Raw genomic sequence first — 13540 nt, forward strand, 5'->3', positions numbered from 1 at the left:
GATTACTTTACTAAAATATGCTATATTATTTTTGATAACTCTTTGGAGGGTAAATATATGAGCAATATACAAAAGCTATGTGATGATATTATTAAATGGATGAAGGATAAGGTTGAAGAAGCAGGATCAAAGGGTTTAGTTTTTGGACTTAGTGGAGGCATTGATTCTGCAGTTATGGCAGGCCTAGCAAAGAAAGCATTCCCAGATGATGCTTTAGGCATTATAATGCCTTGTCATAGTAATCCTGAGGATGAAGAACATGCTAGATTAGTAGCTAAAGCTTTAAATCTTAATACTAAAACCATTGAATTAACTAAAGTTTACGATTTGTTTTTAAATGAATTAAAAGATGACACACAGCATGTTTTAGCACTATCAAATATTAAACCTAGATTTAGAATGACTACTCTTTACTACTTTGCTCAAATTAAAAGATATTTAGTTGCTGGAACAAGCAATAAAAGTGAATTTACAGTTGGATATTTTACAAAGCACGGTGATAGCGGTGTAGATATATTACCAATGGTAGACCTCTTGAAAGAAGAAGTATTCCAATTAGCTAGCTACTTAAACATACCTGATATAATTATAAATAAGCCACCTACAGCTGGACTGTGGGAAGATCAAACGGATGAAAAGGAAATGGGATTTAGCTATAGAGAGCTAGATGGCTATATAAAAAGTGGAGAGGCAGAGGAAAGCATAAAAGTAAAAATTGAAAAAATGCATATTAGAAGCCAGCATAAAAGAAGATTTCCTCTTATGTATATTAGAGAAGAGTAAGGTGTGAACTTTACTCTATTTTTTTATTACGAATAGGAAAGTTCTACTTTTTTCTTTTTTATTTTGAACTTTACGTATATGATTTTCAAGAAAAGCCTCCTTAATTTTATGCATCCATAGAAGCTTTTCTTATATAAAGAAAATTGATAGACTACTATCTTTATGTTAAAATATAAATGTTAATAACTAAGGAGGTAAAAAAAATGGCAGGACATTCAAAATGGGCTAATATTAAGAATAGGAAAGGAAAACAGGACTCTAAGAGAGCTCAAATATTTACAAAGTATGCTAGAGCTATTGCGGTATCAGTTAGAGAAGGTGGGCCAGATCCTGCATTTAATTCTGCTCTTGCAGCTATGATAGATAAAGCAAAATCTCATAACATGCCTAACGATAACATAGAAAGGGCAATTAAAAAAGGTGCAGGTGAACTTGGAGATGCTAACTTCGAAGAGATAACTTATGAAGGCTATGGTCCTTCTGGAATAGCAGTAATTGTAAAATGCTTAACAGATAATAGAAACAGAACTGCTGCAGATGTAAGATATGCATTTGATAAATTTGGTGGTAATTTAGGCTCCACAGGCTGTGTATCATGGATGTTTGATAGAAAAGGCTTGCTTATTATAGAAAAGGTAGATAGTATAGATGAAGAACAATTAATGCTGGAAGCTATTGATGCTGGAGCTGAGGACTTTAGTGCTGAGGAAGAATATTATGAAATAATCACTGATACAGAAGAATTTGAAAAAGTGAAGAATACATTAAAAGAATCAGGATATATTTTTTCAACTGCAGAAATAACATATCTTCCTCAAAACGAAATAAAATTAACTGATGAAAAAGATCTAAAAAATATGGTTAAAATGATAGACACCTTAGAAGATAATGATGACGTTCAAGAGATATATCACAACTGGGACATGCCAGAAGATTTAGATATATAGGAATAAAAGATTATACAAAAACACTCTCATATGTCGTTAAATAATATAGAGGGTGTTTTTGTACTCTAAATAAAAATAGTTCCATAAATGTTATAACTATCATCTTTGTGGTAATAATTGCTAGTGGGAGGGTTGTCATATGGAAGCCACATCAGTAAAAACTCGAGACATGTATAAAGGCTTAAGAGATAAGTTCTTATTCAGCAACGATATTAACTCTATATATATCCTTCTAGCTTTATATGACATAGAGGAAAATATATCTAGCATAAGTCCTAGCTATATGAGTAAAAGTGATATAAAAAGAAAAATCAAGTATGTTCTAGCAAATAGAGAAGATCGAGATATTATTTCACAGAATTTAAGTATAGCCATACATGAGGATATTAATAGACTAGAGCTTTGCTTTTGCTTAGAAGGTTATAAGCATGGCTTTAGCAGCAAGAAATGGACAAATATTATAGAAAACAAAGCATTAGAGCTATATGGTTTTGAAAAACTATATCAAAAAACTCATTTGTTTCATTTTGATACCTCTAATAAGACTATGAATGAATTAAAAAAGAAATGCAAAAAAGAATTAGATATTAAAGAAAGAAAAGATAGATATATAGAAACTTTAGTATATACATTCTCTAATAAGATAATCAAAAAAAAGATTATTGAATTAGATAAATATATAGATAAACAAATACGCATGAATTTTGAATTTTATGACATAAAGCTCGGTGAAGACAAGTATAATTTACGAGATGAAGAAATAGATAAAGTATACTTATCTATTGTAAATTCTTTAATAAAGAAAATGAAAATTATATATAAAGAAGCTTTTTGGTATGCAGTAAACGATAAAGTATTGGGTATGTATTATTAAACATATTGATATCATATGAAACAAATTTATTAAGTTAACTGAAAAAATATATGATTTATAGAAGGATTTACAAAATAATTGTTGAATATGATAATATATTAAATTTTTTTAATATATGCTTAATAAGGGGGGAGTACTCATGTATGTTAAGAACCATATGCTATCAAAAGATAAGCTAATAATGCTTCAGGGAGAAGAAAACATAAGTAGTGCTTTAGACAAGATTACTAAGGGAGATTTTTTATCGTTGCCGGTACTAGATGGGGAAAAATTCATAGGTATTTTAATGAAAGAAAAAATATTTAGACATTATTTTGAAGAAGGATACACAGATAAGGAAAAATATCTAAATGAAACCAAAGTAAAAGATTTATGTAGAACATCTAATCTTAAAACAATAAAAGAAAATGATTTTATTGAAAATGCATCATATTTATTGAATGAATTTAGAATTCCATTTCTTCCAGTATTAAATGACAAGGGTGTTTTTAGAGGAATATTGACACACAGTTCTATATTCAATGCTTTCTCTGAAATATTTGGACTTAATGAGGGTACAAGAATAGTAATAAATGTGTTTGATATTCCTGGGCAAATTGCTAAGCTTACAGAAACTATAAGAAAAGCTAATGTAAACATTGCAAACTTTGCGGTAATGGATGCTAAGGTTATGGATGTATATAAAGTAGTATTGAGGGTTGATACAAAAGAAGTAGATGGTTTAATTGAAAAAATTGAAAAAGCTGGATTTAAAGTATCCGAAGTAAACAAATAACCTGCACTAGATGCAGGTTTTTCACTACATTATCTTAAACTAGAATGTATATTTTTTTTGTTTTTGGGAAAAATATGAAGAGAGATAATGTAGGAGGAATATTATGAGAAGAATATCATTAATCTCAGCTATAGTGCTTTTATTTGGATTGACAGCTATTAGTATATTTTCAGGGTACTATATAGGCTTAAATCATGCTAATAAGAAGCCAATTCCTCAAGTAGAGGAATTAGAAAACAAACCTAATATTGTTCAAGAACAAGAAATAGATGATTTAAACCGTTTGAGAGAACACGAAACTGGGTCTGATGAGGAAATTATAGGACCTAATACTTTCATAGAGTATAAAGTTCTATATACTGAATGCAATCATGAAATAATAGAAACTAGGCTTCCAGAACAAAATATGATAAATATGACTAAAGAAAGGTTTGAAGGTTTCATTATTAATAATCATCCAAAATGGAAAGTAGAACTTTTTTCTCATAACAAGATAACCCTGTTTATAGAGAAGAATCATTTATGTCAGAATCATTATGTAATAGGAGAAAAAAACGGAAAAATTGCTGTATTTAGAATTAATGAATATGGAGAGAGAATACTAGAAAAAGTGTACAATGATGCACCAATATCTCTATTGAAAGAGATAGATCAAGAAAAAATAAAAAGAGGAATTGTAACAGACAATAAAGAAGAATTATCAGATATCCTTGAAAACTATATAAGCTAATAGAGTTAAGACCATAATGATTAAAATAATAGAAAGCTTATTTCTATTATTTTTTTCTGGTTAAATAATTTACTTAATACTATTTTAAAGTCAAAAACTACTATTTTTTAGAATAACATTATTTACTATTATGATTGAAATTTTTCAGTAACTAACAAGTAAATCTTTGTCTACAACCATAGATATTTGTGATAGAATAAATAACTAAAGGATTTATAATTTTAATATCGAATATATGTTTGTATAAGGATTGGAGCTGAGGATATGATAATATTTGGTGTAGACCCAGGAATTGCCATAGTAGGATATGGGGTTCTAGAGTATAAGGGAAATAAGTTTAATGTAATAGATTATGGTGCTATACAGACGTCAAATGAATATACTTTTCCTGAAAGATTGAAAATTGTTTATGATGAGCTTACTGAACTTTTAGACAAGTATAAGCCTGATGCTTTAGCTATAGAGGAGCTTTTTTTTAACAAGAATGCAAAAACTGCTATCATAATTGGACAAGCCCGAGGAGCACAAATTTTAGCAGCAGTAAATAAAGGAATAGAGGTTTATGAATATACTCCTCTACAAGTAAAGCAAGGGGTTGTAGGCTATGGAAGAGCAGATAAAAGGCAGATTCAAGAAATGGTGAAGATACTTTTAAACCTGGAAAAAATACCAAAGCCTGATGATGTTGCAGATGCACTTGCTGTTGCAATCTGTCATGCACACTCGGGTAACTTTAGCGATATGTTTAAAATGAAATAGAGGTGATTTGATTGTACCAATACATAATCGGAGATATTGAAGAGATTAATGAAGACAATATTGTTATAGAGAACAATGGCATAGGATATATAATATATACATCTAAAAATTCTATAATGAATATCGGACAAAATACTCTTAATAGAAAAATATATACACACTTAGTCGTTAGAGAGGATGTTATGAGCCTTTATGGATTTACTTCAAAAGAAGAGCTAGAAATGTTTAAGCTGTTAATTACTGTAACTAAAATAGGGCCTAAGGTTGGCATAGGAATTCTATCTGCTATGAATCCATCAAATATTAAAATATCCATAATGAGTGGCGATACTAAAGCTCTCTCTAGGGCGCCTGGGGTAGGGAAAAAAACTGCTGAAAGGATTATACTTGAACTCAAAGACAAAATTGGTGATAATATTATGTATGATGAAGGGAGCAATGCTACAGTTCCTATTGACGAAACTGAGGAAGTTATTGTAGCATTAAATTCTCTTGGATATACTAGAAATGAAATATTTAAAGCCTTATCTGTTATTGATATAAAAGATAAAAAGACAGAAGATATAATAAAGCTTGCTTTAAGGAAATTATCAAAGTAAAGAAAGGATTTTGATAAAATGGATGAAATAGATAATAGAATTGTAACTAGAGATTTAAGAGAAGAAGATGAGGATGTTGAATTAACCCTAAGGCCTAGATCTTTAGATGAATATATTGGTCAATATAAGGTAAAGCAAAAGCTAGACATATTTATTAAAGCCGCTAAGGGAAGAAATGAACCCTTAGATCATGTGTTGCTATATGGTCCTCCTGGACTAGGAAAAACAACACTTGCCAATATAATATCAAATGAGATGGGAGTAAATATAAGGATTACCTCTGGTCCAGCTATAGAAAGACCAGGAGATTTAGCAGCCATATTAACTAATCTTTCTGAGAATGATGTTTTATTTATAGATGAGATACATAGATTAAATCGAAGTGTAGAGGAGGTTTTGTATCCTGCTATGGAGGACTATGCTCTTGATATAATTATTGGAAAAGGACCTAGCGCAAGGTCAATACGATTAGATCTTTCTAAATTTACTCTCATAGGTGCAACGACTAGAGCAGGATTATTAACCTCGCCTTTAAGAGATAGATTCGGAGTAATGTGTAGACTAGAATTATATGATGTAGAAAGTTTAAAAAAAATAGTTATTAGGTCAGCTTCTATTTTAGGTGTTAAAATTGACCAAGAAGGGTCTGAAGAGATAGCAAAAAGATCTAGAGGTACACCGAGAATAGCTAATAGATTGTTAAAAAGAGTAAGAGATTATGCTGAGGTAGTTGAAGATGGAGATATAACAAAAGAAGTAGCAGATAAAGCATTAAAGCTTTTAGAAGTCGACCCCCTTGGACTAGATAATATAGATAAAAAGCTAATATTGACAATAATAAATAATTTTGAAGGCGGACCAGTTGGTTTAGATACATTAGCTGCCTCTACTGGGGAGGAACGTACTACTATAGAAGATGTTTATGAGCCTTATCTTTTACAATTAGGATTTTTAAACAGAACACCTAGGGGAAGAGTTGTTACAAAAAGATGCTATGATTACTTTGGGATAGAATGCAAAGGAGATTAAAAGACTATAAAAAACAGGAGGGCTTATTTTGAAGAAAAATCTATTGCCGATTATTTTAGCTTTGCTTATGTCTTTTACTATATCTAACCATGTGTTTGCGTACGAAAATGAGTATGTAAAGGTTAAAGTTCAGTCCAGTCCTATTGTAAATCTTAGTAGTGATGGATTTCAGATAGGCCTATGGGACAAGGGGTTCTACACACTTTTTAACATAAATGATAGAAGGCTAACTGCTAGATTAGATGGGTATTATACAAATTCATATGGAGAATATATAAAAACAAACGATACTTATTTAGCTACAGTTGGACCTATTCACGTAAAGACTGATAAAATTTTTTATTCATATGAGGATGCTTTTAATGAAGCTAATAAGCTAAGGAGTTTAGAAATAGATGCGTTTGTTTCCTATAATGAAGGAGCTTTTGAAATATGGATAGGCCAGCTATTATATGAAAATATGGCAATAGAGGAAGCAACAAATTATGCAAACAATTTTAATGGCTCTGCAAGTATTATTAATGATAATATAAATAGGATTGTATTATCAAATGGCAACAATGAAATAATACTAATGTTTAGCATAAACGATAATATACATCTTTCTTCTCTAAATCAGTATGAAGGATTAGTAAAGGTTGGGAATAATAACTACAGAGATTTTATTACCTTTTTTATAAAGGATAATGAAGTTACAGTTATTAACAATATTGAAATACAACATTATTTGTATGGGGTTGTACCAAAGGAAATGTACCCAGGATGGCCATTAGAGGCACTAAAGGCCCAAGCTATTGCAGCTAAAAACTACACCTTATTAAACATGAACAAACATAGTAATGAAGGATATAATCTATGCAATACTCAGCATTGCCAAGTATATGGAGGGTATGATGTTGAACATATTATGACTAATAGAGCCGTAGATGAAACTATTGGCAGGATACTAACTTATAATGATAAGCTAGTGAATACATATTATCATGCTTCTAGTGGAGGAAATACTGAAAGCAGTGAAAATATATGGAGCGAAAGCGTTCCATATCTTAGGGGAGTAGCAGATGATTTTTCTTTAGGCTCACCCTATGATTCCTGGCAATTTGTAATTAGCAAGGAAGAAGTAAGAGAAAGATTGCTAGAAATAGGAATAGATTTAGGTGATATTACTTCAATTGAAGTTGTTTCTACTTCTCAAAATGGAAGAGTACAAGAGTTGTTAATTAAAGGGGTTTTGAGAAGCGAGATACTAAAAAAAGAAAGAACAAGACAAATATTTGGAACTACTAATATAAAGAGTACATGGTTTGAAGTAATGCTTCAAGGTGAAAGTGGGAAAATAACCATAAAGGATATTTATATCTTTAATATTAATAATGGAGAAGTTAAAAAGCAGACATTGAATAACCTTAGTGTAATGTCAGTTAATGGACTATATAGTATTGATTCTAGTTCTCTTACAAAAAATATTGTAATAACCGATGGAGTTTCTTCCAATGAAGTATCCAGCATAGAAAATAATAATATAGCTAACAGCTATGGAAAATATGTTTTCAATGGAAGAGGATGGGGACATGGAGTAGGAATGAGTCAATGGGGTGCTAAAAAAATGGCTGAGCTTGGATATAGCTATATAGATATATTAGAATACTATTACACTGGAGCAATAGTTAAGTAAAGGATGATAAAATTGAAAAAAGAAGATTTTTATTTTGATTTACCAGAAAAGCTTATAGCACAAACCCCAATAGAAAACAGAGAAGGCTCTAGATTATTAATTTTAGATAAAGAAACTGGTGTAATAGAACACAGATTTTTTTCTGACATAATCCAGTATTTAAACCCTGGAGATTGCCTTGTCTTAAATAATACTAGAGTTATTCCTGCAAGATTATACGGACATAGAGAAGATACTAAAAGCAGCGTAGAATTTTTATTGCTAAGGAGAATAGACAAAGACAAGTGGGAAACATTAGTAAAGCCAGGTAAAAAAGCAAAACCAGGAGCCATATTTAATTTTGGTGAAGGTATAATGAAAGGTGAAATATTAGAAATTAAAGATGGTGGTACAAGAGTAATAGAGTTTAAATATAAGGGTATATTTGAAGAGATTTTAGATAAGCTTGGGGAAATGCCTCTGCCTCCTTATATAAAAGAAAAATTAGAGGACAGAGAAAGATATCAAACAGTATATGCTAAGAAAGAAGGTTCAGCAGCAGCACCTACGGCAGGACTTCATTTTACAGAGTCCCTTCTTCATAAAATAAAGGAAAAGGGAGTTAATATTGCATATATCACATTACATGTTGGCTTAGGAACCTTTAGACCTGTAAAGGTTGATAATATTGAAGAACATACAATGCACTCAGAATTTTATGAAATAGACGAATACACAGCTAACATTATAAATAACACAAAAGAAGCTGGAGGCAGGATTGTAGCAGTGGGTACTACTTCAGTAAGAACCATCGAATCCGCAAGTGACGAAGATGGTAGATTAAATTCAAAACAAGGTTGGACTAATATTTTTATTCATCCAGGATATAGATTTAAAGTAGTAGATAGATTAATTACTAATTTTCATTTGCCGGAATCTACTCTTATCATGTTAGTAAGTGCATTAGCTAGCAGAGAAAATGTTTTACAAGCATACGAAGAAGCAGTAAAGCAAGGATATAGATTTTTTAGCTTTGGAGATGCCATGTTTATTAAGTAAAATTAATAAACTATAGAAATACTAATCTAATATTGGGAGGCAGCAATGGTATTTAGATATGAATTAATAAAGGAAGACAGGGATTCAAAGGCTAGATTAGGGAAAATATATACTCCACATGGAGTTATAGAAACACCAATATTTATGCCTGTAGGTACTAGAGCTACTGTAAAAGCTATGACACCTGAAGAGCTTAAAGATTTAGGTGCCCAGATAATTTTAGGAAATACTTATCATTTATATTTGAAGCCAGGTCATGAACTTATTGAAGAAGCAGGAGGCTTACATAAATTTATGAACTGGGATAGACCTATTCTTACAGATAGTGGGGGTTTTCAAGTATTTAGTCTTGGTGATTTAAGAAAAATAACTGAGGAAGGAGTTGAATTTAGATCTCATATTGATGGTTCGAAACATTTTATTAGCCCAGAGAAATCTATTCAGATTCAAAACTCCTTAGGTTCAGATATTATTATGGCTTTTGATGAATGTGCACCCTATCCAAGTGATTGGGATTATGTAAAAAAATCACTAGAGAGAACTACTAGATGGGCAAAAAGATGTAAAGATGCAAATGCAAACCCAGATACTCAAGCGTTGTTTGGTATTATCCAAGGTGGTATGTATAGGGACTTAAGAGAACAAAGTGCAAAGGAAATTATAGATTTAGATTTTCCAGGATATGCAGTAGGAGGTTTAAGCGTAGGAGAGCCTGCAGATCTAATGTGTGAGATGCTAGATTATACTGTACCACTATTACCTAAAGAAAAACCTAGATATCTGATGGGTGTAGGAAGCCCAGATTATTTATTCGAAGCAGTTATACGAGGTATAGATATGGCAGACTGTGTACTACCTACAAGAATAGCTAGAAATGGAACTGTTCTTACTAGTCAAGGAAAGCTTGTAATAAGAAATGCAACATACTCTAGAGATTTCACTAGTCTTGATCCAGAATGTGATTGCTATACTTGTAAAAATTATTCTCGAGCTTACATAAGACATCTTTTTAATGTGAACGAAATATTAGGTTCTAGACTAGCTACTATACATAATTTATATTTTCTCATAAAATTGATGGAAAATATTAGAGAGGCTATTAAAGAGGATAGGCTATTACAATATAGGGAAGAATTCTATAAAAAATATGGTTATATTAAATAAAATAAAGGATTTATATTAATAATGTAGAATAATAAAGAAAGGAAAGGAGGGACTGTCTTTGCAAGAATTTTTACTGTTTGGAGAAGTTGCTGCACAAGGTAGTAAAAGTATATTTTCAGCAATGTTGGTACCACTATTATTTTTAGGAGTATTTTATTTATTTCTTATAAGACCTCAGCAAAAAAAGGATAAGCAAATCAAAGAAATGAGAAATAGTGCTAAGGTAGGAGATGAAATACTAACTATTGGTGGAATCTATGGTAAAATTGTTAAAATTAAAGACGAAGTGGTAACAATTGAAGTAGGAGCTGACAAAACAAGGTTTAATATTACAAAATGGGCAATAGGTAATGTTCAAAGCCCTTCAGAAACAACAGAAGAGTAGATTATAATTCTTCAAAAAATAGTATGAAAAGATTTTCTTGGTTAAATTACTGAAAATAACTAAGAGGATCTTTTTTGTTTTTTGTAATAAAATTACACCTCTAGCATAAATATTGATTAAGGATACAGGAGGTGAAATTATGGTTTATAATAAGAAACTAAACAGTTCAGGATATATTATAGACATTATTAAAGGAACTATTTTAGGTTTAATAGTTACTATTATATTGATGTTATTATTTACAATTTTATTAACTTATTCAAAGCTTTCAGAGGAATTAATTCCATTAATTAACTCAATAATTATGATTTTAGGAATTACAACAGGTTCTATTTTTACTTCAAGAAAGGCATACAGAAATGGCTGGATAAGTGGTGGTCTAATAGGTGTTACGTATTTTCTAATAATTTTTCTTCTAAGTGTAATATTCATAAAGGATTTTACTTTAGATAAATATACCTTTTTAAAGGGAATGATAGCATTGGTTATTGGTACTATAGGTGGGATGATAGGTATTAACATAAAATAAACCTTTATTTAACAGTATTTTTGTGTTATAATTTATGTGGAAATTATAATAGATACTTTTAAGGGGGCATTGTATATGAAACACATCAAAACAATCAGTGGACATAACTTAAAAAACACCATTGTTAATCATGGATGTGGGGAGTGTCAAACTTCTTGTCAATCAGCATGTAAAACTTCTTGTACAGTAGGTAATCAAACCTGTGAAAAATAAGTTGTTGTTACATAAAAAGTAGTGGGCAACCACTGCTTTTTAATTTTATTTAGATTGTGTATAACAATGTAGATATATTATTTTGGAAAATTAGGGAGGCTAATTATGGCTAAAACACATAAATTTGAACTGAATGATAGAAAAATTATCCTAGATATTAATAGTGGTTCAGTTCATGTAGTAGATGATTTGGTATGGGATATTATTGATTTGTTTGAGGACAATGAATTAAATGCAATTATAAATATTTTAAAGCCTAAATATGAAGAAAATTCAATAATGGAAGCTTATAACGAAATCCAAGAATTAGTTAATAATGGGCTATTATTAAGTGTAGAAGGGAGCCTTAGTGATATTGAATATAATAAAGATAACATTGTTAAAGCATTATGCTTACATGTGGCTCACGATTGTAACTTAAGATGTAAGTACTGCTTTGCATCTCAAGGAGATTTCCATGGGGACAGGCTTCTTATGCCATTTGAAGTAGGGAAAAAAGCACTAGATTTTTTAGTTCGAAATTCTGGCAATAGAAGAAACTTGGAGGTTGACTTTTTTGGCGGAGAGCCTTTAATGAACTTTGATGTAGTAAAACAATTGGTTGCTTATGGAAGAGAGCTAGAGAAAAAACATAATAAGGTTTTTAGATTCACCATAACTACAAACGGAGTTCTTTTAGATAAAGAAAATATGAAATTCATAAATGAAAATATGGACAATGTAGTCTTAAGTTTAGATGGTAGGAAAGAAGTCAATGATTATATGAGACCCACAATTAATGGGTATGGAAGCTATGATGTTATAATGCCAAAGTTTTTAGAGTTTGTTAGGCTAAGAGACAATAAATCATATTATGTGAGAGGTACATTTACTAGAAACAATTTAGACTTTGGGAAAGATGTGATTAATTTATACAAAGAGGGATTCAATAGTATTTCTGTTGAGCCTGTAGTGGCTAAGCCTGAAGAAGATTATGCAATATTAGAAGAACATTTATCAGATATCCTAAGAGAATATGAAGAATTATCAAAAGAATATATTAAGCTTAATAAGGAAGGAAAGGGTTTTAGTTTTTTCCATTTTATGATAGATTTAAACCATGGACCCTGCTTCATTAAAAGAGTAGTAGGTTGTGGTGCAGGAGTAGAATATTTAGCAGTAACACCAGAAGGAGATTTATACCCTTGTCATCAGTTTGTAGGAGATGAAGAATTTAAGATGGGGGATGTAGATACAGGTATCATTAAGAAAGATATTAGGGATAGTTTTAAAAATGCAAATGTATATTCAAAAGAAGATTGCAAGAGCTGTTGGGCAAGATATTATTGTAGTGGTGGTTGCCATGCTAATGCATATAATTTTAATAATGACATAACTATACCTTATTCAATTGGATGTGAAATGGAGAAGAAAAGAATAGAGTGTGCCTTATCAGTGGCTGCTAATATTAAATAGGAGGATATTAAATGATAATTGAATACCAAGGAGCAACACCTAATATCCATGAAAGTTGTTTTATTGCTGAAAGTGCAGAAGTAATTGGAAATATAAACATAGGTGAACATACTAGTATATGGTATAATTGCGTTTTAAGAGGAGATGAGAACTCCATATCAATTGGTAAGTTTACAAATATTCAAGATGGATCAGTTATTCATATTACAGAGGATTTAAATACTGAAATAGGAGATTATGTAACAGTAGGTCATAAGGCTATAGTTCATGCTTGTAAAATCGGGAACAATGTACTTGTAGGCATGGGGGCTATTATCCTAGATGGTGCTAAGATAGAAGACAATGTACTAATTGGAGCAGGTAGCATAGTAACTCCTGGTAAAATAATTCCATCAGGATCTTTAGTTTTAGGCTCTCCTGCTAAAGTAGCTAGAAGCTTAACAAGTGAAGAAATTGAACAACTAAAACAATCTGCAATAGATTATGTGAGATATGCAGAAAAACACAAAAAATGATGAATATTGTTATTATTGACTTAAAAGTAGTAGAGGTTGTATAATAAATTTTATGAAGAAAGAAGGGGGA

At 30.8% G+C, this 13540-nt stretch carries 16 protein-coding genes; all 16 read left to right on the top strand.

What is annotated here, in order from left to right:
• Positions 1 to 57: 57 nt before the first annotated feature.
• The 16 genes from nadE (at position 58) to BLV37_RS09910 (ending at position 13470) form a co-directional block, all read left to right on the top strand.
• Positions 58 to 783 carry an NAD(+) synthase gene (gene nadE / locus BLV37_RS09835; protein WP_091730717.1) on the top strand — a complete coding sequence of 242 codons (726 nt, stop codon included), beginning with the start codon at positions 58 to 60 and terminating at the stop codon, positions 781 to 783.
• Positions 784 to 986: 203 nt separating this feature from the next.
• Positions 987 to 1730: a YebC/PmpR family DNA-binding transcriptional regulator gene (locus tag BLV37_RS09840; protein ID WP_091730720.1), complete on the top strand. Its 744-nt coding sequence runs from the start codon at positions 987 to 989 to the stop codon at positions 1728 to 1730.
• Positions 1731 to 1869: 139 nt separating this feature from the next.
• Complete coding sequence (locus BLV37_RS09845) at positions 1870 to 2604, top strand: hypothetical protein (protein WP_091730723.1); 735 nt, start codon at positions 1870 to 1872, stop codon at positions 2602 to 2604.
• 139 nt (positions 2605 to 2743) lie between these two features.
• A complete protein-coding gene (locus BLV37_RS09850) occupies positions 2744 to 3379 on the top strand; it encodes a CBS domain-containing protein (RefSeq protein WP_091730725.1) in 636 nt (211 codons plus the stop codon).
• 103 nt (positions 3380 to 3482) lie between these two features.
• Complete coding sequence (locus tag BLV37_RS09855) at positions 3483 to 4109, top strand: BofC C-terminal domain-containing protein (protein ID WP_091730728.1); 627 nt, start codon at positions 3483 to 3485, stop codon at positions 4107 to 4109.
• Between the two features lie 264 nt (positions 4110 to 4373).
• Positions 4374 to 4868, top strand: a complete 495-nt coding sequence (gene ruvC, locus BLV37_RS09860; protein ID WP_091730731.1) for a crossover junction endodeoxyribonuclease RuvC — start codon at positions 4374 to 4376, stop codon at positions 4866 to 4868.
• Between the two features lie 11 nt (positions 4869 to 4879).
• Positions 4880 to 5467, top strand: a complete 588-nt coding sequence (gene ruvA, locus BLV37_RS09865) for a Holliday junction branch migration protein RuvA (RefSeq protein WP_091730734.1) — start codon at positions 4880 to 4882, stop codon at positions 5465 to 5467.
• An 18-nt stretch (positions 5468 to 5485) separates the two neighbouring features.
• Positions 5486 to 6496 carry a Holliday junction branch migration DNA helicase RuvB gene (gene ruvB / locus BLV37_RS09870; RefSeq protein WP_091730736.1) on the top strand — a complete coding sequence of 337 codons (1011 nt, stop codon included), beginning with the start codon at positions 5486 to 5488 and terminating at the stop codon, positions 6494 to 6496.
• 28 nt (positions 6497 to 6524) lie between these two features.
• Positions 6525 to 8171, top strand: a complete 1647-nt coding sequence (locus tag BLV37_RS09875; protein WP_091730738.1) for a SpoIID/LytB domain-containing protein — start codon at positions 6525 to 6527, stop codon at positions 8169 to 8171.
• A 12-nt stretch (positions 8172 to 8183) separates the two neighbouring features.
• Complete coding sequence (queA, locus tag BLV37_RS09880) at positions 8184 to 9209, top strand: tRNA preQ1(34) S-adenosylmethionine ribosyltransferase-isomerase QueA (protein WP_091730742.1); 1026 nt, start codon at positions 8184 to 8186, stop codon at positions 9207 to 9209.
• A gap of 45 nt (positions 9210 to 9254) precedes the next feature.
• Complete coding sequence (gene tgt, locus BLV37_RS09885; protein ID WP_091730744.1) at positions 9255 to 10373, top strand: tRNA guanosine(34) transglycosylase Tgt; 1119 nt, start codon at positions 9255 to 9257, stop codon at positions 10371 to 10373.
• A 58-nt stretch (positions 10374 to 10431) separates the two neighbouring features.
• Positions 10432 to 10758 carry a preprotein translocase subunit YajC gene (gene yajC / locus BLV37_RS09890; RefSeq protein WP_280140136.1) on the top strand — a complete coding sequence of 109 codons (327 nt, stop codon included), beginning with the start codon at positions 10432 to 10434 and terminating at the stop codon, positions 10756 to 10758.
• A 139-nt stretch (positions 10759 to 10897) separates the two neighbouring features.
• Positions 10898 to 11287 (top strand): TIGR04086 family membrane protein, encoded by a 390-nt coding sequence (locus tag BLV37_RS09895; RefSeq protein ID WP_091730745.1) that lies wholly within the window; start codon positions 10898 to 10900, stop codon positions 11285 to 11287.
• Positions 11288 to 11362: 75 nt separating this feature from the next.
• Complete coding sequence (scfA, locus tag BLV37_RS09900; protein ID WP_091730748.1) at positions 11363 to 11500, top strand: six-cysteine ranthipeptide SCIFF; 138 nt, start codon at positions 11363 to 11365, stop codon at positions 11498 to 11500.
• Positions 11501 to 11605: 105 nt separating this feature from the next.
• Positions 11606 to 12955, top strand: coding sequence for a thioether cross-link-forming SCIFF peptide maturase (gene scfB / locus BLV37_RS09905; protein ID WP_176967945.1), 1350 nt, complete (start codon positions 11606 to 11608; stop codon positions 12953 to 12955).
• A gap of 11 nt (positions 12956 to 12966) precedes the next feature.
• Positions 12967 to 13470, top strand: a complete 504-nt coding sequence (locus tag BLV37_RS09910) for a gamma carbonic anhydrase family protein (protein WP_091730753.1) — start codon at positions 12967 to 12969, stop codon at positions 13468 to 13470.
• The last annotated feature ends 70 nt before the right edge of the window (positions 13471 to 13540 follow it).

It is taken from the genome of Proteiniborus ethanoligenes (genome assembly GCF_900107485.1).
Lineage (GTDB): Bacteria > Bacillota > Clostridia > Tissierellales > Proteiniboraceae > Proteiniborus > Proteiniborus ethanoligenes.